Raw genomic sequence first — 21,240 nt, 5'->3', positions numbered from 1 at the left:
CCCTGCCCCTGCCGTCCCCCACCCTGAAGCTGCGGATTCCCGCCCTGAAGCTGCGGGTTCCCGCCTTGCGGCGGCTGCGGCGGGCGGCCGAGCGGGCCGAGGGAACCCGGCGGACCGGCCGGGCCCGCCTGCGGACCGGAAGAAGGCTGCGGGCCGGAAGGCCGCCGACCGGAGGAAGCCTGCGGCCCGGAGGGAGGCTGCGGGCGCACCTGTGGGCCGGACGGTGGGCGCCCTTGCGGGCCGGACGGCGGCCCCGGATGCGGGCGCGACTGCGGCCCCGACGGCGGCTGACCAGACGGATGCGCGGGCGACCGAGCGGGCGCCGGGGCGGGCGGAAGCGCGGGCGCCGGGGCGGGCGGTGGTGCGGGCGACTGAGCGGACTGCGGGGCGGGCGGCGGGCCGGGCCGGGAGCCGGGAGGGGAGGGGCGGGGAGCCTGGGGGCCGGACGGCGGCTGCGGAGCGGACCCGACCGGCTGGGACGCCCCCGGCCGAGGCGGACGCGGGATCTTGACGGTCTGCTCGGCAGGCGGCACGACGACCTTGCGGAAAGGTTGGGTGTCCTGTGCTGATCTCTCGTCGCCGACGTCCGCCATGGCCTTGAGGTTACGTCACCACAGAGGAGGATAATTCCTCTATTCCCCCAGCAGAATCTAATTCTGTATGGTCTGCGAACATGAGGGGTTTCTACGAGATCGCAGCCGCCGATCCAGACCGTCCCGCCCTGCTAGGCGACGAGGAAGCGACCTACGGCGAACTGCTGGGCCGCGCCAACCGCGCCTCCCACGGCCTGGTCGCGCGCGGCGTCCGGCCGGGCGGCGCCGTGGTGACCGTGCTGAAGAACGGGCTCGACGCCCTCACCATGATGCTGGCGACCTACCAGATCGGCGCCTACCTGGTGCCGGTCAACTGGCACTTCACGGCCGAGGAGATCGACTACGTCATCGCCGACTGCGCGGCCGACGTCGTCGTCTCCCCCGAGGCGCTCACAGTCGCCGACCTGATCGACGGCCGGCCGGACACCGCCCCCGGGCACCGCCGGGCCGGCTCGATGATGCTCTACACCTCCGGCACCACGGGCCGTCCCAAGGGCGTGCGCCGCCGCCTGCTCGACCTGACGCCCGAGGACCTCTACCCCATCCTGATGCGCAAGAGCTGGCGTCACTTCGGCCTGCCGTCCGACGGCGTGCACCTGGTGTGCTCGCAGCTCTACCACTCGGCCCCGTACGGCCAGGCGATGATGGCGCTGCAGTTCGGCCACACGATCGTGGCCCCCGAACGGTTCGACGCGACCGAGGCGCTGAAGCTGATCGAACGGCACCGGGTGACGAACGCGTTCATGGTGCCCACGATGTTCCACCGGCTGCTCGCCGTGCCGGACCGGGACAGGTACGACCTGTCCTCCCTCACCCACCTCTACCACGGCGCCGCCCCCTGCCCGCCCGCAACCAAGCAGGCCATGATCGACTGGCTCGGCCCCGTCCTGTGGGAGTACTACGGCTCGACGGAGGCGGCGGTGGCGACCATGGTGTCGTCCCGGGAGTGGCTGGAGAGGCCGGGCACGGTGGGCAGGGCCCTCGACGGGATGGCCTTCACGATCATCGGCGACGACGGCGACGAGATGCCCCCCGGCGAGCCCGGGACGGTCTACATCGGCGGCATCAACCGCTTCGAGTACCACGGCGACCCCGGCAAGACCGCCTCGGCCATGCGCGGCGCCGCCTACACCCCGGGTGACATCGGCTACCTCGACGCCGACGGCTACCTGTTCCTGCTGGACCGCAGGACCGACCTGATCATCTCGGGCGGCGTCAACATCTACCCCGCCGAGATCGAGGCCGCGCTGCTCGAACACCCGTCGGTCGCCGACGTCGCGGTGATCGGCGTGCCCGATCCCGAGTGGGGGCACAAGGTCGTGGCGCTGGTCCAGCCCGCACCGGGCGTGGCGGGCGGCGAGGCGCTGACCGCCGAACTGCTGCGGCACTGCGCGCCCCGGCTGGCCCGGTTGAAGCACCCCCGGGTGATCGAGTACCGGGAGTCGCTGCCGCGCACCCCGACCGGCAAGCTGAGCAGACGCGACGTCCGGGAGGCGTATCTTTCCTGCTGAGCTGGGCAGAGACCTCCCCATGAGGGAGATCGTGGCGGGGCTGGCCGCCGTCGCACTGCTCACCGCCTGCGGGCCGTCCTCGTCCACCTCGACGTCCACGGTCTCGCCGGCCACGACCATGCCGGGCTCGCCGTCGCCCACCTCGGCAGCGGCGCCGGGGAGCGGGCCGGAGTCGCTGGAGAGCGCGTACGAACGGGTCATCACGGACGTCCTGCCGTCGATCGTGCAGATCAACACCAAGGTGGGCCTCGGCTCCGGCATCGTGTACGACACGGCGGGTCACATCGTCACGAACGCGCACGTGGTCGGCGAGGCGACCGAGATGAACGTCACGATCGCCACCGGCGGCGCACCCCGCCCGGCCAAGCTGGTCAAGGCGTTCGGCGCCGGCGACCTGGCCGTGATCAAGGTGGAGCAGCCCGACGGCCTGCGTCCGGCCAGGTTCGGCGACTCTAGCAAGCTGCGGGTCGGCCAGATCGTCCTGGCCATGGGCAACCCGCTGGGCCTGTCGGGCAGCGTCACGAACGGCATCGTCTCGGCGCTCGGCCGTACCGTCAGCGAGCCCCAGAACCCCGAATCGCCGGGAGCCACCATCAGCGGCGCGATCCAGACCTCCGCCGCGATCAACCCCGGCAACAGCGGCGGCGCGCTGGTGAACCTGGCCGGCGAGGTCATCGGCATCCCGACGCTCGCCGCCACCGACCCCCAGCTCGGCGGCGGGGCCGCACCCGGCATCGGGTTCGCGATCCCGAGCAACACGGCCACCGACATCGCGGCCCAGATCGTCAAGAGCGGCAAGGTCACCAACAGCCACCGGGCCGCGCTCGGCATCCGCGGCAGCACGGTCATCGGCGCCACCGGGCAGCCGAGCGGCGTGGGCGTGGCCAGCGTGGAGAAGGGCGGCGGCGCGGAGAAGGCCGGGATCCGGTCCGGCGACGTGATCCTCTCGATCAACGGCAAGAAGACCGCGACCATGGCCGCGCTGGCGGAGGAGGTCAGCGCCTACAAACCCGGCGACCAGGTCAAGGTGGAGATCCTGCGCGCCAACGGCGGCACCCAGACCGTCACGGTGACGCTCGGCGAACTCAAGGCCGAGTGACACCCGCCCGACCGCGCCCGTCACTGTTTGGCCGTGAAGACGATCTCCACGCGGCGGTTCTTCGCCCGGTTCCGTTCCACCGGCCTGCCCTCGACCAGGTTGGGCAGCTTGGGCCGCGTCTCGCCGTAGCCGGCGGCCTGGAGGGTGACGTTCCCTCCGCCGAGCAGCGGCGCGAGGGCCGCGCGCACGGCCTGCGCGCGCCGCCGCGACAACACCAGGTTGTACGCGTCGCTCCCCTGGTCGTCGGTGTGCCCGCCGATCCTGACGACGCCGCCCGCGCCCTCCGCCTCGACCTTGGCGGCCACGTCCACCAGCCGCTTCCTGGCCTTGGGTGTGAGCCGCCACTTGTCCAGCGCGAACAGCACGTCGCTGGTGAGCGCGACCGTCACCTGGCGGCCCTGCTTGGTCTCGCTCTCGGCGCCGTCCATGGACTCGACCTCGCCGACGATGTCCTCGACCGGCAGCACCAGGTCCTCGACCGGGCCGATGGCGTCGGGCGGGACCTGGACCGGGGACGGCGCCGGCGTCAGGACGAGGGCCAGCGCGAGGCTAAGAGAGCGGAACATCGGTGAGCACGCCCAGCATCGGCATCTCGACGTTGACCTTGGTGACCTCCGGCGGCGGCGCGGCGAAGACCGCGTAGAGCGTGCTGGCCTGCCCGCTCTCCAGGAACTGGCCCTGGGTGCCGGAGCACACGCACGTGGCGTCCGGGCCGGTGCCGTTGCGGGCGACGCGGTAGCGCTTGGCGTTCGCCGGGTCGATCAGGGAGACGTTGGCGACCGTGTAGTCGAGCGTGCCGGTGCCGAGGCCGTTGTGCACGTTGACCTTGCCTTCGGTGGCGGTGATCGTCCAGTTGAGTGTGACGGTCCTGCCCTGGCGCTTGAGCGCGGTGATGTCGACGCGGGCCTTGCCGTGCTGGCCGCCCGAGCCGACCTTGGCCTCGCGGGTGGCGATGACCTCGTCCTGCTGCGGCGGCGCGCTCTGCGGCGGTGAGGCAGAGGAGGTGGTGGCGGCGGGAGCGGTGGTCGCCGCCGTCTCCTGCGCGGCCGTCCGCGACTGCGCGCCGGGCAGCATGCCGCACCCCGACAGGACGACGGCCGCCCCGGTCAGCGCGATCGTCTTTCGCATCTGATGATCACCTTCATGCTCGGGAAAATGCCCAAGTCAGTCACACTAGCCCGAATTACTCCTTTCGGGCCGGACAAAAGGCAATCAACCGGTCGCGGACGACTGAGTCAGCCGATACCGGGACGGCGGAATGCCGTACCGGTCCACGAACGCCTGGCGCAACGTCTCGGCCGTACCGAAACCGCAGCGTACGGCGATCGCGGACATGGGCAGCGAGGTCGAGACCAGCAGGTGCGCCGCCCCCTCGGTACGGGCCTGCCGCACGAACCTGCCCGGCGTCTGCTTCAGATGCCTGAGGAACAGCCGGGTCAGGTGGCGTTCGCTGACGCCCGCCGCGGCGGCCAGCGTGGCCGCGGTGAGGTCGGCGGCCAGGTTGGCGGAGATGTGCTCGACGGTCCGCCTGACCAGGCTGTCGGCCGGCGCCGGAGGGCTGACGAACATGCTCATCTGCGCCTGGTTGCCCGGCCGTTGCAGGTAGGTGACCATGCCGCGGGCCACCGTCCTGGACAGCTCGGCGCCGTTGTCCTCCTCGACCAAGGCAAGCGTGAGGTCGAGCGCGGCGGTGACCCCGGCGGACGTGGCCACCTCGCCGTCGCGGACGTAGATCGGGGCGGGATCCACGGTGACGCGCGGATGGCGGGCCGCCAGGTCGGCCGCCTCCCGCCAGTGGGTGGTGGCGCGCCTGCCGTCGAGCAGCCCCGCGGCGGCCAGCACGTACGCGCCGGTGCACACCGAGGCGACCCGCCTGCTCTCCCGCGCCAGCCTGCGGACGTGGCCGACGACCAGCGGGTTCTCGGCGGCGTCCAGGTGGCCGGTGCCGCCGGAGACGATGAGCGTGTCGAGCGGCCCGGTGATCCGCTCAAGCGTGAGCTGGCCCTGGAGCACCAGCGCGCTGGCGGTGGTGACGGGATGGCCTCCGGGAGTGGCCATCCGCACCTGGTAGTACGGTGAGGCTCCGTGCCAGTTGGCGTTCTCCAGCGTCGAGGTGACGCACGCGATGTCGAGCAGCTCGGCCGCCTCGTAGGCGACGACCACGACCCGCCGGTACTCCATGGGCACGACTGTAGTAGGGCAGACAGACAACCCAACTTTCCGGACATGTACCACCTTGCCCTTCCCTTATGTCGCCCCCGCCCGGCCACAGTCGGAAGCATGACACCGCCTTCCATCACCGGACGTCGCTGGTCGAAGTTCGCCCTCCACTACGTGGAGATGATCCTCGCCATGTTCGCCGGCATGTTCGTGCTCGGCGCCCTCCAGTCGGCCGTCGGCCTGTCCGTCTCCCACGAGGAGTCGCCGGAGCTCGCGTACCTGATCATGGCCGTCGACATGTCGGTGGGCATGGCCGCGTGGATGCGCTTCCGCGGCCACCGCTGGCCGCCGACGCTGGAGATGTGCGCGGCGATGTTCGTCCCGGTCGTGCCGCTGTATCCGCTGCTGTGGCTCGGCGTCATCGACGGCGGCGTCCTGATGGTCGTCGCGCACGTCGCGATGTTCCCGCTCATGCTGGCCGCCATGCTCCGCCGCCTCGACGAGTACACCGGCTGCGCCCACTGACCCGACGACCTCCACCAAGGTCTCTAAAATGCCGCTATGTCGCGTTTCGAGACCGTGACCCTGGTCTTCGCTCCCCCTGACGTGCTCTTCGACGCGTCACTGTCGGTCGAGACCCATACCTCGTCCATGGCCGGCTCGTCCGAACGCGCCGTCGCGGGCGTCACCACGGGCCTGCTCGGCCTCGGCGACGAGGTCACCTGGCAGGCCAGGCACTTCGGGCTCACCTGGCGGATGACCTCGACGATCAGCGCGTGGGAGCGGCCCGCGTACTTCGTGGACGAGCAGGTGTCCGGCCCGTTCCGCCACTGGCGCCACGAACACCGCTTCGACGCGGCCCCGCATGCGGGCGCCACCCTCATGACCGACATCGTGGACCTCTCCGCCCCCGCCGGTCTCCTGGGCCGCCTGATCGACCGGTTGGTCCTCCGCCGCCACATGACCCACCTCATCAACGTTCGCAACCGCCACCTCAAGACCACCCTCGAACGTTGACCCGGCCCGCCGAACCCCCGCCGCCCGGCGTTCATCCAACACATTGGCTGACGCGAAGAACGGAGAGCGGCGTGCGCGCGGAGACCGAGAACGACCGACCGCCCGGGGCTACCGGGCCGACCGTGCCGAAGCCGGTGCGGGTCCTGGCCCATCTCGCCGCGGCCTGGACGGTGGGATCGCTCATCCTGCCGGCGGCGGGGATGGTCCTGATGATCCTGCTGTTCGCCGTCAACGAGACCGTGCCCCTCGTCGCCGCGGCACTGGCCGTGGCGGCCATCCTCGGCTACCTGGTCTTCGTGATCAAGGCCACCCGTGACGTGTCGGTCCTCGGCACCCCCCTCGGCGGCCGGCTGCTGTGGGCGCTGCTGGTCCTGGGCCTGGGGACCGCCGGATGGCTACTCGGCTGGAGGGTGACCGACATCGCCGGCCTCGGCGTGAGCCGCGACGCGCTGCTGACGTTCCTGCTCGGCGGGGTCCCGCACGCCCTGGTGGCCGGGGTGTTCGTCCGCGGGTGGCGCTACCGGGCGGTCGCACTCGGGCTGATCCTGGCCCTCCTGGCGGCCGGTGTGGCCGTGCTGCGCCAGGACGCGCCGGACGACCTGGAGACGCGGCTGAGTGCCGGCAACCTCTCCCGCAAGACCGCGTACGTGGTCGCCATCCCCGGCTACCGCCCCGACGGCAACGCCTACGGCGACGGGCTGGGCGCCTCCGGCTTCATGCCCGCGGACCCGGCCTCCGTCCCGCCCGACCGGTACATCACGATCGCCGCGTACGACCGGCTCATGGTGGGCGAGGACAGATGCGGACAACCCACTGCGCTGGACGCCCATCTGCCGGTCGAGTCGTGCACGGCCGAGCCCGGCGGCCTGGTCTACCGGCAAGGCCCGGTGGAACACGGCTACCAGGTGCGGGTGGGGCGCCGGTACGTCGCGGTGGTGGGGAGCGCGGCCGTCGGCCACGCCCTGCTCCGGTCGGCCGCCCGGACCCTGCGCCCGGCCACCGCCCGCGAGCTGGGCGACCAGGAGCAGACCGGCGACTACTACGCGGCGAAGATCCCGGGATACACCCCACAGCTCACGGGCATCCCGACGGGCCTGATCTACACGCCCGCCGACCACACCGGCAACGGCGCGCAGACCGTCCGCATCACGATGTACGCGAGCTACGTCGACGGTGACGACGTCTGCTTCCTCGCCAAGAAGTGCACCACCGCCGGCCCCGGCCTCACGTACGTCCGCAAAGAGGACACCCATGGCTACGCGATGCGCCGCGACACGGTGACCGTCCAGGTGCTCGGCGGCCTGCGGGTGGACGCGAAGCTGCTGCGCCAGGCGGCCCTCGACGCCCGCCCGGCCACCGACGACGAGCTGCTCCGCACCCTGCCGTCACCGACGCCGAGCGCAGGCCTGGACCGCTTCCGCCAATGGCTGCGCACGCTCTAGGCAGCACAACAACACACCCCGGACAGCAGAACGCCTCCGACCCGCCGAGATCTCGGCAGGTCGGAGGCGTTCTGGTCACGTGGAGGTGGCGGGAATCGAACCCGCGTCCTTCAACCCCAAGTCAGGGCTTCTCCGGGCGCAGCCTGTTGTGCTTTTCTCAGCCCCGGCGATCACACAGGCGAGTCGCCGACGGGCTCAGCCACTGTTTGATTTCCCGATCTCCCCCGTGGCCGGGTCGATCGGTTGAGCCTTCTCACGATGCCAGACACCGGGCCGAAGGCGCTCCCGGGCTGACAGAGGTTTCGCTACTTAGGCAGCGAGGGCCAGGGAACCCTGGCCGACCTCAGTGCGCTTGGAATTGGCACTTATTGTTTTGCGGTCACAGGATTAACGAGGTTATGTCCGCAGTCCTCGGCCCGCTTCACCTGGCTTGCAAGATCGAAGTCGAAGCCAGTCACCCCCTGTGCAGTTGTCAACACGCCTCAATGCTGATCACACAGAGACGAGCAACACTGAATCTACAGGGGACAACACCCTCAACGCCAACTTAATTCCAGCATGGCGAAACCCCCGGGAGCGTGGCACAGCAGCACGCGCTCCCGGGGGCCGACCGGCAGGGTCGAGCCGGTCCGGACGGCAGGACTTCCCCCGAGATGAAGTCCTGATCTCATCACGGCGACTGAGTCCGCAACCCCCCGAGCGGGCCCAGTCATTCAGTAAGACGCAGCCGACGTCCGGAAAGGTTGCTCACCGTCACGAATTTTCACGCAGGGTCGCGAAGGCCCGAGAAGAAGCTGCCCGCGACGGCCGCCGCGTCGTAGTTCTTGGCCAGGACGGCGATCGCCACGTCCCCCTGCCAGCCGACGAACCACGTCATGGGCTTGTCCTGGCTGCCCGCCGTGGCGCGGACGCCGTAGACCCGGCCCCGGCCCGCCTGCGCGGGGCTGCCGACCGCGCCGGCACGCATCATCGCGGTCAGCGCCGTGCGCACCTTCGGATCCATCGCGACGGGGGGCGGCTGCCGGTCGGGGACGACCTCCGCGGCCGGATCGGGCGACTTGGGGGCGGTCACGAGCACCGGCGGCCGCCAGGTGCCCGAACCCACCGCCGCCGCGACGAGTGCCATCGACAGCGGGCTGACCTCGACGTTCTGGCCCGCGATGGCCCTGGCCTTGTCGGCGTCGCTGGACAGCTCGGGCATCGCCCCGCTGAACGACTTCAGCGGGAGCTGCCACGGCAGCCCGATGCCGAACGCCTTGGCGCTCGTGGCCAGGCCACCCGCGGTGGCCCGGCGCGCCAGCGAGGCCAGCGCGGTCACGCAGCCCTTGGCGAAGTTGTCCTGGAACGTGGCCGACGAGGTGACCCCGGCGGCCTGGCTGGTGTGCACGAACTTGGCGCCGCCGACCGTGCGCTCGGCCGGGCAGGCCAGCCGCTGCTTGGGGCTGACGCCGCCCTTGATCAGCGCGTCGGCCGCCACGATCGAGAAGGCCGTGCCCGCGGGGAACCTGCCCGCCAGCGCGTCCTTCTCCTGGTTGAGCCCGCTGGTGCCGACCGCGAGGATCTCGCCGGTGTCGCGCTGCACGGCCACCAGCGCGCTCGTGGCCGTCTCGGCCACCGCCCGCTCGGCCGCGGCCTGGACGTGGCTGTCGATCGTGGTCTTGACCGAGACGTTCTGGCGGCCCGGCCACTCGCGCAGCTTGGCCACCTGCTTGCCGGTCTTGAGATCGAGGGTGATCACCTTGGTCTCGGTGGAACCGGTCAGATAGTCCTGGTACGCCTGCTGCAGGCCGCTCTGACCGACCGAGTCGCCGGCCCGCTGCGGCCCGCCGAGCTTCTGCTCGTCCTCGGGGGTGAGCGCGCTGACCTTGCCGACGATCTGCTTGGGCGCGGCGGGGTCGATGGGCTGCGGCTGCGGGTCGGTCTCGATGCCGGCGATGCCGGCCAGCTTGGACTTCATCGACAGGTACCGCGAGCGCCCGAACGTGACCAGCGGCACGAACTTGTCGGGCGGCGAGGACCTGATCCGGCTCAGCAGCCGGTCCTGGGCGTAGCCGGTGATGGCCGACAGCTTGGCCACGACGTCCTCGGCCCGGTCGCCCAGCGCGGACGGCACCACGCCCACCACGTAGACGTAGAGCTCGTTCTGCAGGGGGTCGTCGGAGCGGTCGACCACCGGCTGGCGCGGCTTGGGGTTGGTCTCGACCGCGAACCGCTGGCCCTCCTTGAGCTGCGGATGCAGCACCGACGGCGACCAGCGCACCTTCCATCGGCCGTCGACCAGGTGCAGCGGCAGCGAGCCGTCGTACTCCCAGAGGGGGGTGTTCTCCCCCAGGTCGACCTCGGCGCGGAAGTCGGCCTTGGACTCCTCGCCGGTCACGCTCACGCTCTTGATCCTGAAGCGGAACGAGGCCGCGTCGAGCTCCAGCTTGGCGTTGGCCAGGGCCTTGCCCACCGTGGCCGGGTCGCCGTCGGTGCGGCCCGCGGCCAGGGCGTAGTCCTCGGACTGCCAGCCCACGAGGAAGTCACGCACCGCGTCGTGCGGCGAGGACTCCTCGAAGCAGCCGGTCAGCGTCATGCTCGCGACCGCCAGCGTGACGGTCGCGGCAAGGGTGCGGCGCGCGCGTGTCATCGGTTAGAGTGCCGCCGCTCTCATCGGTTGCGGTGCCGCAGGGCCCGCGCCATCTCCCGCTTGGCCTGCTGCTCGGCCAGCGACTGCCGCTTGTCCCAGTCCTTCTTGCCGCGCGCCACGGCGATCTCGACCTTGGCCCGGCCGTCCTGGAAGTACAGGACCGTGGGGACGATCGTGAGGCCGCCCTCCTTGGTGATGGCGGCCAGCTTCTCGATCTCCTTGCGGTGCAGCAGCAGCTTGCGCTTGCGGCGGGCGGCGTGGTTGGTCCACGTGCCCTGCGTGTACTCGGGAATGTGCACGTTGAGCAGCCACGCTTCGCCGTCGTCGATGCTGGCGTAGCCGTCGACGAGCGAGGCGCGGCCCTCGCGGAGCGACTTCACCTCCGTGCCCTGGAGCACGAGCCCCGCCTCGAAGGTGTCCTCAAGGTGGTAGTCGTGCCGGGCCCGCTTGTTCTGGGCGATGACCTTCCGCCCGGTCTCACGTGGCATGCTTCGACCTTACCGGCGATTCCTCACACCCTGAGGTATCGGCGGAGCGTCACGAACGAGGCCAGCACACAGATCACGACGCCGATGCCCATGGTGACCGTGATGGTCTGGGCCACCGAGTCCCAGCCGAGCTGGGCCATGCCGCTGCCGAAGTAGCCCGCGATCTCCTCGAAGAGGAGGACCTTGGTCACGATCAGGATGATCGCCGCGAAGACGCCGCCGATCAGGCCGGCGATCACGCCTTCCATGACGAACGGGAGCTGGATGTACAGGTTGGACGCGCCCACCAGGCGCATGATCCCGGTCTCCCGGCGCCGGTTGAACGCCGACAGCCGGACGGTGTTGCCGATCAGCAGCGCCGCGGCCAGCACCAGGATGATGGCGACGGCCAGCGCGTAGAAGGACAGCTTGTCGAGCATGTCGAAGAACTTGTTGATGAGCTGCTTGTGGTCCATCACCTGGGACACGCCCGGCTGGCCCTTCACGGCCTGGACCACCGGCTGGTAGTTGTCGGGGTCGACCAGCTTCACGCGGAACGACTGCGGCATGTCCTCGACCCGGGTGGCCTCGACGAGCGTCGGGCTGCCCTGGTAGGCCGTCTTGAAGTTGTCGTACGCCGTGGTCTGGTCCTCGTAGAAGACCTCCTTGACCCCCTGGAGGCCCTTCAGGCGGGCTTCCAGTGCCTTGGTCTGGGCCGGGGTGACCGCCTTGCCGTTGCATGCAGGGATCGCGGAGCCCTTGGTGCACAGGAAGACCGAGATCTCCACCTTGTCGTACCAGAAGGTCTTGAGCATGGAGACCTGGGTGTTGATCAACAAGCCGACGCCCAACATCGCCATGCCGACGGCCACGGTGATGACGACCGCGATCGTCATGGTCAGGTTGCGACGGAGGCCGATCCAGACCTCGGAGAAGATGAAGTTCGCCCGCATGTTCTGTCTGCCGCTCCCTGTCAGTACGCCTGGCCGTAAACGCCACGCGACTGGTCACGGACGATTTTCCCGTCTTCCAGCTCGACGACGCGTTTGCGCATGGAGTCCACGATGGCCGCGTCGTGCGTGGCCATGACGACCGTGGTGCCAGTCCGGTTGATGCGGTCGAGCACCTTCATGATGCCGATGCTCGTCGCGGGGTCGATGTTGCCCGTGGGCTCGTCGGCCAGCAGGATCATCGGCCGGTTGACGAACGCGCGGGCCATGGCGACACGCTGCTGCTCGCCGCCGGACAGCTCGTCGGGCATGCGGTGCGCCTTGCCCTCCAGGCCGACCAGCTCGATGACCTCGGGGACGACCTTGCGGATGAACCGCCTGGGCTTGCCGATCACCTCTAGGGCGAACGCCACGTTCTCGTAGACGTTCTTGTTCGGGAGCAACCTGAAGTCCTGGAAGACGCAGCCGATACGGCGGCGCAGGTGAGGCACCTTGAAGTTGGAGAGGCGGGCCAGGTCCTTGCCGGCGACGTGAATCGCCCCGGAATTGGGCCGCTCCTCCTTCAGGACCAGACGCAGGAACGTGGACTTGCCTGACCCCGAAGGGCCGACGAGGAACACGAACTCACCCTTGTCCACGTCGACGGAGACGTGGTCGAGAGCGGGCCGGTTCTGGTTCGCGTAGACCTTGGTGACATTATCGAAATGGATCACGAGAGCATCACGGCATGCCAGTCTAGGGGTCAGGACGGAAGCGAGGGTGGCACATGCCCATTCCCGCCGCCGGCCGATCGGGGACGCCGTCTTTACTGATGATCGACGTTCCGATTGGCCAGACGACAGTCTAGGGGGAAGACTGGCATGGAACGTCCATAACGGAAACAAAACGATTGTGCGGCTACACTTGGGGCTGTCATGAGTTGCGAACACCTCGTATGCGCGCAGTGCGCCCACCCCGTGATCGAGGGCCGCTGCCCCCTCTGCCGAGCCAACAGGGAGCGGATGCACAACCACGGCTTCGCCGGATTGTCACCCGCCCTCGTCGCCGTCCTGCTCCTCGTCCTGCTCTTCGCGACGCTGGTGCTCAGGCACCTAGTCGGTGCCTGACTCCTGCCTGCGCATCCAGCGGATCTCCGACTCGATGAACCCGTCGAGGTCGCCGTCGAGCACCGCCGTCGGGTTGCCCGCCTCCGTGCCCGTGCGCAGGTCCTTCACGATCTGGTATGGGTGCAGCACGTAGTTGCGGATCTGCGTGCCCCATGACGTGGTGGTCGCGCCACGCAGCTCCGACATCTTCTCCGCTTCCTCCTGCCGCTTGCGCTCCAGCAGCTTGGCCTGGAGCACGTTCATGGCCGAGGCGCGGTTCTGGAGCTGGGAGCGCTCGTTCTGGCAGGAGACCACGATGTTGGTCGGGATGTGCGTGATGCGCACCGCCGAGTCGGTGGTGTTGACGCCCTGGCCGCCGGGGCCCGACGAACGGTAGACGTCGATGCGCAGGTCGTCTTCGTTGATGTCGATGTGGTCGGTCTGCTCGACGACCGGCACGATGTCGACGCCCGCGAACGAGGTCTGGCGGCGGCCCTGGTTGTCGAACGGGCTGATGCGGACCAGCCGGTGGGTGCCGTGCTCGCCGCGCAGCGTGCCGTAGGCGTAGGCGGCCTTGATGGTGAACGTGGCCGACTTGATGCCGGCCTCCTCCGCGTAGGAGGTGTCGTAGACCTCGGTGGAGTAGCCCTTGCGCTCGGCCCACCGCAGGTACATGCGCAGCAGCATCTCGGCCCAGTCGGCCGCGTCGACGCCACCGGCCTGGGAGTTGATGGTGACGAGCGCCTCGCGGGCGTCGTACTCGCCCGACAGGAGCGTGCGTACCTCAAGGGCGCCGATGTCGGACTTGAGGGACTCCAGCTCCTTGTCGGCCTCGACGCGCGTGTCGTCGTCGCCTTCCTCCGCCGCGAGCTCGTAGAGCACCTTCAGGTCGTCGAGACGGCGTGCGACGCCCTCGACGCGGTTGAGCTCACCCTGGAGATGGGAGAGCTTGCTGGTGACCTTCTGCGCCTGCTCGGGGTCGTCCCACAGGTCTGGGGCGGCAACCTGCTGCTCCAGCTCCTCGATCTGCTTGCGCATCGCGTCGAGGTCGAGCACGTCCTGGATGCTGCGGAGCGTGTTCGCGAGCTCGTTGATCTCTTCTGCCGGATCGATGCCTGCCACGTCTCCCTAGGGTACGCGACCCTCGCGTGCACGAATAACATGGCGAGGTGCGCGCATACCGTCGGGGGAAGATGCTGGCGCTCGCCGTCGGCGTGCTGGCCGCGGCTACCGCGTGCACAGGCCCTGCTCAAACGTCCTCCGGAGTGTCGCAGGGGAAGGCGCCTGCCACGGGCTCGGCCACGCCCTCGCCGTCCGCGCCGCCTCCCGCCGTCACGCGTCAGGAGGCCGCGGAGGCGATCGCCGCGATCCTGCCCACCGACGACGTGCTGCGTGTCGAGAGCATCGTGCCGGGGCGGCTCGCGCTCGACAGCGACCTGGTCCGCGACGGGCAGTTCGCGCTCACCCAGGCCGCCTACGAGTCCACCGGCGACCGTCCGCCGCGCTACACGTGGGGCTCGCCGACCCTCTACGTGCCCAGGTTCGCCCAGGGCGAGCGGGCGCCCTGGTTCAGCGCGCTGGTGACGCGCAACGGGCAGCCGACGCTGCTGACGTTCGCCAAGAGCGGCGAGGACTGGCAGCTCAGCTCGGCCGCGCAGCTCCTGTCAGGGCAGCGGCTGCCGCAGGTCGAGCTCGACTCCGACGGCTACGCCAAGGCGCTGACCCCCGACGACAAGACCGTCACGATCAGCCCCCAGTACATGGGCCCGGTGCACGCCAGCGTGGCCGAGACGGGGGCGGCCGGGGTGACGGCGGGCCTGCTCGCCGACGGCCAGTACACGACCGAGGTGGCCAAGCAGATCGCCACCGACCGGGAGAAGGCCAAGAAGGACGGGTTCAGCTACGACTCGATCTTCAGCGCCGACAACTGGCCGGTCTACGCGCTGCGCACGTCCGACGGCGGCGCGCTGATCCAGTACTCGCTGTCGCGCAACACCTCGACCCGCACGGTCGCCAACAACACCTACATCATCCCGGTGCCGCCGGAGGCGAGCTGGGCCATCTCGGGCTCCTCGGTGCGCCGCAGCCTCAAGCTCACCGAGGTCCACCAGTACGCCACGGCGGTGCCGCCGCTGACGGCCCCGGCCGCCGCCCGCGTCATCGCCCACGACGGAGCCCTCACCCGCGCCAGCGGCGAGTGAGGGCCCCCTCGGGCGGTTCCTAGGCCTCCGTGCGCGGCAGGCCGCTGGCGCCCACCAGCGTGCGGATCGCGCGCAGGGCCACCGACAGCGTCGCCAGGTCGAAGTGGTCGCTCTCCCAGATCTCCGACAGCGTCTGACGGGCGCGTCCCACGGCGGCCGAGTTGGCCTCGGTCCAGCCGGCCAGCCGCTCCTCCGGGGGCAGGCCGGGCTTGCTGTGGGCCAGCACGTCACGGGTCAGCGACGCGTGCGCGGTGTACAGGTCGTCGCGCAGGGCCGAGCGGGCGATGGAGTTCCACCGGTTGTCCCTGGGCAGGGCGATGACGCGTTCGCGCAGGCGGGCGAGCTGCAGGCGGTCGGCCAGGTCGAAGTAGACCTCCGCCACCTCGTTCACCGGACGGCCCGTCAGCGACGCCACCTCGACCAGGTCCAGCGTCGAGTACGCGGGCACCATCGACGCCACCCGCTCGGCCAGCTCCTGCGGCACGCCGCGGGCCACGAACGAGTCCCGGCGCTCCTCGTACGCGGCCAGATCCGGCCCGGTGAGCAGCTTGGGGATGTGCGCCGACAGCCCGTTGACGCCCTTCAGGAAGAAGGCGACCGACCCGGCCAGGTCGAGCGGCGGACGCCGGTTGACCAGCAGCCAGCGGGTGCCGCGCTCCAGCAGCTTGCGGCCCTCCAGCAGCATGGCGACCTGGGTGGCGGTGTCCACCTCGTTGTCCAGCGCCTCCACGGCCCGGTAGAAGCTCGGCAGGTCGAAGACCTCACGCGCCACCAGGTACGCCCGCACGATGTCCGACGTGGAGGCCCCGGTCTCCTCGCCGAAGCGGAACATGAACGTGGTGCCCATGGAGTTGACCAGCTCGTTCACCACGCAGGTCGTGATGATCTCGCGGCGCAGCGGATGCGCGTCCATGTACGTGCGGAACCGCTCGCGCAGGTCCGACGGGAAGTACGACACCAGGCACGACGCCAGGTACGGGTCGTCGGGCAGCTCGGACCCCAGCACCTCGGCGTCGGCCACCAGCTTGGTGTAGGCCAGCAGGACCGAGAACTCCGGCGCGGTCAGCCCGAGCCTGGCCTGCCGCCGCTCGGCCAGCGTCTTGTCCGAGGGCAGGAACTCCAGCTCCCGGTTGACCAGCCCGTCCCGTTCGAGCTTGCGCAGGTAACGGGCGTGGATGTGGAGCATGTCGACCGCCTGGGCGCGGGTCGCGTCGAGCACCACGTTCTGGGCGTGGTTGTCGCGCAGCACCAGGTCGGCGACCTCGTCGGTCATCGACGAGAAGACCTGGTTGCGCTGCTTGTCGGTCAGCTCGCCGTCGCGCACGACCTGGTCGAGCAGGATCTTGATGTTCACCTCGTGGTCGGAGGTGTCCACCCCGGCGGAGTTGTCGATGAAGTCGGTGTTGACCAGACCGCCGTTCAGCGCGAACTCGATGCGGGCGAGCTGGGTGAAGCCCAGGTTGCCGCCCTCGCCGATGACCTTGCACCGCAGGTCTCCGGCGTTCACCCGGAGCCCGTCGTTGGCCTTGTCGCCGACGTCGGCGTTGGACTCGGAGCCGGCCTTGGCGTACGTGCCGATGCCGCCGTTCCACAGCAGGTCGACGGGGGCCCGCAGGATGGCGCTGATCAGGTCGTTGGGGGCCAGGGCGTTGACGCCCGCCTCGATGCCCAGCGCCTCGCGCATCTGCGGGGTGATCTGGATGGACTTGGCGGTACGCGGGAACACGCCGCCGCCCGCCGAGATCAGCGAGGCGTCGTAGTCGTCCCAGGAGCTGCGCGGCAGGTCGAACAGGCGTTGCCGCTCGGCGAACGACCGGGCCGCGTCGGGCGTCGGGTCGATGAAGACGTGCCGGTGGTCGAAGGCGGCCACCAGCCGGATGTGCTGGGAGAGCAGCATGCCGTTGCCGAACACGTCGCCGGACATGTCGCCGATGCCGGCCACGGTGAAGTCGGTGGTCTGCACGTCCACGCCCATCGTGCGGAAGTGGTACTTGACCGACTCCCAGGCGCCGCGGGCGGTGATGCCCATGGCCTTGTGGTCGTAGCCGACCGAGCCGCCGGAGGCGAAGGCGTCACCGAGCCAGAAGCCGTACTCCTTGGCCACGCTGTTGGCGATGTCGGAGAAGGTCGCGGTGCCCTTGTCGGCGGCCACGACGAGGTAGGTGTCGTCGCCGTCGTGCCTGACCACGTCGGCCGGCGGCACGACCTTGCCGTCCACCAGGTTGTCGGTGACGTCGAGCAGGCCGGAGATGAACGTCCGGTAGCAGGCCACGCCCTCGGCCAGCATGTCCTCGCGGGTGCCGGACGCGGGCGGCTGCTTCACCACGAACCCGCCCTTGGACCCGGTGGGCACGATGACGGTGTTCTTCACCATCTGGGCCTTGACCAGGCCGAGGATCTCGGTCCTGAAGTCCTCCATGCGGTCGGACCAGCGCAGGCCGCCGCGGGCGACCTTCCCGAACCGCAGGTGCACGCCCTCGACGCGGGGCGAGTACACGAAGATCTCGTACTTCGGCCGGGGCAGCGGCAGCACGCTGATCGCCTGCGGGTCGACCTTGAGCGAGATGTACGGCTTGCGCTGCCCGTCGACCGTCTGGAAGTAGTTGGTGCGCAGGGTCGCCTGGATCATCTCCAGGTAGGCCCGCAGGATGCGGTCCTCGTCGAGGGAGGCCACCTCGTCGAGGGCGCCCAGGATCTCCTCGTTGAGCGCCTCCACGAGGTCGACCCGCACGTCGTCGCCGCGCTTGGGGTCGAGCTTGGCCTCGAACAGGCGGACCAGCAGCCGGGCCAGCCGCACGTTGCCCAGCAGCACGCGTTCCATGTAGAGCTGCGAGAACGTGCTGCCGGCCTGCCGCAGGTACTTGGCGTAGACGCGCAGGATCTCGACCTGTTCCCAGGTCAGGCCCGCCCGCAGGATGAGGGCGTTGAAGTTGTCGGCCTGGACGCGGCCCTGCCACAGGGCGCTCAGGCCGTCCTGGAAGAGCCGCTTGAAGTCGTTCCTGTCCACCTCGCCGGAGGGCGTGTAGCGCAGGCCGAAGTCGTAGATCCAGGCGTTCTTGGTGCTCGCGTCGCCGTCCCGGTCGATCTCGTACGGCCGCTCGTCCACGACCTCGACGCCGAGCCGCTGGATCAGGGGCAGGGCCTCCGACAGGGAGATCGGCGAGCCGACCTTGTAGATCTTCAGCCGCCGCTCGCCCTCGGTGGCGTCGTACGGCTCGTAGAGGTTGATCGCCACCTCCTCGCCGTCGGCGACGAGCTGCTCCAGGCGGCGCAGGTCGACCACGGCGACCTTGGGCGGGAAGTCGGCCTTGTACCCCTCGGGGAAGGCGGAGACGTACCTCCTGGCCAGCGCGGGGGCCTCCTCCTCGGAGGTCATCTCGTCGAGCGCGACGGTCAGGTCGTCCTCCCAGGAGCGGGTCAGCGCGGCCAGACGCGCCTCCAGCTCCTCCACGTCGACGCTGGGCACGGGGAGCTGCTCGCCGCGCACGACCACGTGCAGCCGGGCCAGCACGGACTCGCCGATCATCGCGCTGTAGTCGAGCGACCTGCCGCCGAGCGCCTTGAGCAGCACCTCCTGCATCTTCAGCCGCACCTTGGTGGTGTAGCGGTCGCGTGGCAGGTAGATCAGGCAGGAGATGTAACGGCCGTAGTCGTCGCGCCGCAGGAACAGCTTGACCTGCTTGCGCTCGCGCAGCCGCAGCACGCCGAGCGCGATCGGCAGGAGCTGGGAGACCGAGGTCTGGAACAGCTCGTCGCGCGGGAACGTCTCCAGGATCTCGATGAGGTCCTTGCCGTCGTGGCTGTCGGGCGAGTGGCCGGCGGCGTTGAGCACCTCGGCCAGTTTGCGCCGCAGCACCGGGATGCGGGAGATCGACTCGTTGTAGGCCACGTGGGTGAACAGGCCGAGGAAGCGGCGCTCCCCGATGACCTCGCCCTCGGGCGAGAACAGCTTGACCCCGATGTAGTCGAGGTAGGTCGCCCGGTGGACGGTCGCCCGGCTGTTGGCCTTGGTGATGATCAGGAGCTGCTTCTCGCGGGCCTTGGCGCGCACCTCCGCGGGCAGCGCGGAGAAGCTGTCCGAGCCGACCTTGTCGTCGCGCAGGATGCCGAGCGCGGCCCCGGGCAGGGCCTTCAGCATCTCGCCCTGGTCGGTGTGCTCCAGCCGGTACTCGCGGTAGCCGAGGAAGGTGAAGTGCCCGTCGGCGAGCCAGCGCAACAGGTCGAGGCTGTCCTCGACCTCGGCGGGCTCCAACGGCGGCGGGTTCATGCTGAGGTCTTCGGCCGTCTGGACGGCCAGCGCCCGCATCTTCCTGAAGTCCTCGACCGCGTACCGCACGTCGGCCAGCACCCGCAGCAGGTCGGCCTCGACGCGCCTGAGCACCGCGGGGTCGGCCTGCCGGTCGATCTCGATGTGGATCCAGGACTCGACCAGCATCTGGCCGGTGACGTCCTCCTGGCCGCGGCCGAGCATCCGGCCCGTCATGTCGCGGCGTACCCGCATCTGGGGGTGGACCACCAGGTGGACGCCGATGTCGTGCCGGTCGAGCTCCATGGTGACCGAGTCGACGAGGAACGACATGTCGTCGGTGACCACCTCGACGACCGAGTGCCCCGGGTCCCAGCCGTTCTCCTCCAGCGTGGGGGTGTAGGCGCGGACCACGGCCCGGCCTTGGGGGCGTACCTCGGCGAGCTGTCGCTGGGACATCGCCGGGCCGTACACGTCGACGGGGTTGCGGTCGAGCAGGTCCTCGGGTGCGACATGGCGGTAGTAGAACCGCAGGAAGGAGAGGGCCTCCTCCGCGCTCATGTGCTCGCTGCCGACCGCGCAACTCTCCGCGGCTCTTTGCAGCAGCTCATCCTTGGCCTCGTCGAGCGGCATTTCGCTCTCACTCCTTTGTGAGGGTTTGCCATGGCTGTTCATAGCCAGGCTCTTCGTTCCCATGGCAAGGGGAAGTAGTGCAGACGCGTACGTCCGCGGAGACAGGGGACACCGGCCGGGCCACGCGTGCCCGGCCCGGTGCGGATCCGCCGATACGGGGGAACGGGCGCATCACCGTCGATGCCCACCGAACACCTCCCCCTGAACACCCGGCCTGATTCCGGGCGTACGCCTCGCCGTACCGATATCACCCGAAAAGGGCATAGACGTCAACGTGACATCGACATGGGGGGATCATCGCCGGAGGCCGAGGGGACGTTCTTGAGGTCGTCGAGCCGGTCGGGAAGCTCGGCCAGCTCCACGAGCTCGGCCTGACACCGCTCGCATGCGTCGAGGTGGCGCTCGAACGCCTCGTGCTCCTCATCGTCGAGGACACCGAGGGCGTAGGCGGCCACCCCGTCGTGCATCAGCCGGCTACCCCCTTGTCCCGCAGCTGTTCGCGGAGAGCCCGGATCCCGTAGTAGAGCCGGGACTTCACCGTGCCCGGCGGTATCCCCAGAATCTCCGCCGCCTCACTTATCGTACGGTCTCGGAGGTAGGTCTGCTCAATGACTTCGCGGTGTTCGTCGGACAGGCTGCGCAGCGCGTCGGCGACCACGATCGCCGAGAGGGCGCGCTCGGAGCCGTCCGGCACTGACATCTGGTCGACCTCGGGCGGCTCGACCTCGTGAGGCCGGGCGCTCTTCCGTCGACGTCCATCGATAACGATGCGGCGGGCCACTGTCAGCAGCCACGCCCATAAAAGGCTTGGTTCCCATTGCAGTCTTGCCGAGTTACGCCAGGCCCTGACCAGCGTCTCCTGTACGACGTCCTCAGCCCATTGCAGATCGTTACCAGTCGATTTGCGTACGTGGCGCAGCAGAGGGCCGCCGAACTCCTGGTAGAGCACCGCGATGCGATGTTCCGCCTCGGCATCCGCACTCTCGAACCTGCCGTCGAGGTGACCTAGCACGGGGCACATCTTTACACCTTCGTTATGCGTCCGGCAGCCACTCCGATAACTCCAGTTATTTCTAACTATCTCCGGTCATGGCTGAACCTGATGGTGTAAGCCCGCGTACCTCCCACCATGCAACGGCTTCGTGCGGCGAGACCCTCATGCCCGGCGGCTCCGTGGTGGCCGCCCGCCGCCGCCGAGGCGGTCGAA

The 21,240-nt window shown here is 69.7% G+C and carries 17 protein-coding genes and 1 other RNA gene; 6 read left to right on the top strand and 12 right to left on the bottom strand.

Annotated elements, in window-relative coordinates:
- The first annotated feature begins 673 nt into the window (after window positions 1-673).
- Both AB0J97_RS09435 and AB0J97_RS09430 read left to right on the top strand, forming a co-directional pair.
- A complete protein-coding gene (locus tag AB0J97_RS09435) occupies window positions 674-2,104 on the top strand; it encodes an AMP-binding protein (RefSeq protein ID WP_364086494.1) in 1,431 nt (476 codons plus the stop codon).
- A 19-nt stretch (window positions 2,105-2,123) separates the two neighbouring features.
- On the top strand, window positions 2,124-3,203 hold the full coding sequence (locus AB0J97_RS09430; RefSeq protein WP_364086492.1) for a trypsin-like peptidase domain-containing protein: 1,080 nt from the start codon (window positions 2,124-2,126) through the stop codon (window positions 3,201-3,203).
- Window positions 3,204-3,223: 20 nt separating this feature from the next.
- Here the strand turns inward: AB0J97_RS09430 and AB0J97_RS09425 are convergent, their stop codons facing one another.
- From AB0J97_RS09425 to AB0J97_RS09415, 3 genes are all read right to left on the bottom strand, one after another.
- A complete protein-coding gene (locus AB0J97_RS09425; protein ID WP_364086489.1) occupies window positions 3,224-3,769 on the bottom strand; it encodes an OmpA family protein in 546 nt (181 codons plus the stop codon).
- Window positions 3,753-4,331, bottom strand: a complete 579-nt coding sequence (locus AB0J97_RS09420) for a hypothetical protein (RefSeq protein ID WP_364086487.1) — start codon at window positions 4,329-4,331, stop codon at window positions 3,753-3,755. The genes AB0J97_RS09425 and AB0J97_RS09420 overlap by 17 nt, the downstream gene beginning before the upstream one ends.
- Before the next feature lie 84 nt (window positions 4,332-4,415).
- Window positions 4,416-5,384, bottom strand: a complete 969-nt coding sequence (locus AB0J97_RS09415) for a helix-turn-helix domain-containing protein (RefSeq protein WP_357702971.1) — start codon at window positions 5,382-5,384, stop codon at window positions 4,416-4,418.
- Window positions 5,385-5,483: 99 nt separating this feature from the next.
- On the opposite strand from AB0J97_RS09415, the gene AB0J97_RS09410 reads away from it, so the two are divergent.
- The 3 genes from AB0J97_RS09410 (at window position 5,484) to AB0J97_RS09400 (ending at window position 7,822) form a co-directional block, all read left to right on the top strand.
- A complete protein-coding gene (locus tag AB0J97_RS09410; RefSeq protein ID WP_364086484.1) occupies window positions 5,484-5,888 on the top strand; it encodes a hypothetical protein in 405 nt (134 codons plus the stop codon).
- Between the two features lie 36 nt (window positions 5,889-5,924).
- The gene (locus tag AB0J97_RS09405; RefSeq protein ID WP_364086482.1) at window positions 5,925-6,380 is read left to right on the top strand and encodes an SRPBCC family protein; all 456 of its coding nucleotides are present in this window, start codon (window positions 5,925-5,927) and stop codon (window positions 6,378-6,380) included.
- 71 nt (window positions 6,381-6,451) lie between these two features.
- On the top strand, window positions 6,452-7,822 hold the full coding sequence (locus AB0J97_RS09400) for a hypothetical protein (RefSeq protein ID WP_364086480.1): 1,371 nt from the start codon (window positions 6,452-6,454) through the stop codon (window positions 7,820-7,822).
- A 77-nt stretch (window positions 7,823-7,899) separates the two neighbouring features.
- Here AB0J97_RS09400 and ssrA read toward each other — a convergent pair.
- The 6 genes from ssrA to prfB form a co-directional block, all read right to left on the bottom strand.
- Window positions 7,900-8,284, bottom strand: a transfer-messenger RNA (tmRNA) gene (gene ssrA, locus AB0J97_RS09395).
- A 301-nt stretch (window positions 8,285-8,585) separates the two neighbouring features.
- Window positions 8,586-10,451, bottom strand: coding sequence for a penicillin-binding transpeptidase domain-containing protein (locus AB0J97_RS09390; RefSeq protein WP_364086478.1), 1,866 nt, complete (start codon window positions 10,449-10,451; stop codon window positions 8,586-8,588).
- A 20-nt stretch (window positions 10,452-10,471) separates the two neighbouring features.
- Entirely contained in the window at window positions 10,472-10,939 is a 468-nt protein-coding gene (gene smpB, locus AB0J97_RS09385; RefSeq protein WP_357702981.1) for an SsrA-binding protein SmpB, read from the bottom strand.
- Between the two features lie 23 nt (window positions 10,940-10,962).
- Complete coding sequence (ftsX, locus tag AB0J97_RS09380; RefSeq protein WP_364086475.1) at window positions 10,963-11,871, bottom strand: permease-like cell division protein FtsX; 909 nt, start codon at window positions 11,869-11,871, stop codon at window positions 10,963-10,965.
- A 20-nt stretch (window positions 11,872-11,891) separates the two neighbouring features.
- Window positions 11,892-12,581 (bottom strand): cell division ATP-binding protein FtsE, encoded by a 690-nt coding sequence (gene ftsE / locus AB0J97_RS09375; protein WP_020541427.1) that lies wholly within the window; start codon window positions 12,579-12,581, stop codon window positions 11,892-11,894.
- Window positions 12,582-12,959: 378 nt separating this feature from the next.
- On the bottom strand, window positions 12,960-14,075 hold the full coding sequence (gene prfB, locus AB0J97_RS09370; RefSeq protein WP_357702985.1) for a peptide chain release factor 2: 1,116 nt from the start codon (window positions 14,073-14,075) through the stop codon (window positions 12,960-12,962).
- A 47-nt stretch (window positions 14,076-14,122) separates the two neighbouring features.
- On the opposite strand from prfB, the gene AB0J97_RS09365 reads away from it, so the two are divergent.
- Window positions 14,123-15,154, top strand: coding sequence for a hypothetical protein (locus tag AB0J97_RS09365; RefSeq protein ID WP_364086472.1), 1,032 nt, complete (start codon window positions 14,123-14,125; stop codon window positions 15,152-15,154).
- 19 nt (window positions 15,155-15,173) lie between these two features.
- Here AB0J97_RS09365 and AB0J97_RS09360 read toward each other — a convergent pair whose 3' ends face one another.
- The 3 genes from AB0J97_RS09360 to AB0J97_RS09350 form a co-directional block, all read right to left on the bottom strand.
- Window positions 15,174-20,033: an NAD-glutamate dehydrogenase gene (locus AB0J97_RS09360; protein ID WP_364086470.1), complete on the bottom strand. Its 4,860-nt coding sequence runs from the start codon at window positions 20,031-20,033 to the stop codon at window positions 15,174-15,176.
- 269 nt (window positions 20,034-20,302) lie between these two features.
- Window positions 20,303-20,500, bottom strand: coding sequence for a zf-HC2 domain-containing protein (locus tag AB0J97_RS09355; protein WP_357702991.1), 198 nt, complete (start codon window positions 20,498-20,500; stop codon window positions 20,303-20,305).
- Complete coding sequence (locus AB0J97_RS09350; RefSeq protein ID WP_364086468.1) at window positions 20,500-21,054, bottom strand: sigma-70 family RNA polymerase sigma factor; 555 nt, start codon at window positions 21,052-21,054, stop codon at window positions 20,500-20,502. The genes AB0J97_RS09355 and AB0J97_RS09350 overlap by 1 nt, the downstream gene beginning before the upstream one ends.
- Between the last annotated feature and the right edge of the window lie 186 nt (window positions 21,055-21,240).

It is taken from the genome of Nonomuraea sp. NPDC049607 (assembly GCF_040675375.1).
GTDB lineage: Bacteria > Actinomycetota > Actinomycetes > Streptosporangiales > Streptosporangiaceae > Nonomuraea.
Note: the sequence above shows the minus strand (reverse complement) of the source record. Positions and strands in the feature narration are given on the sequence as shown.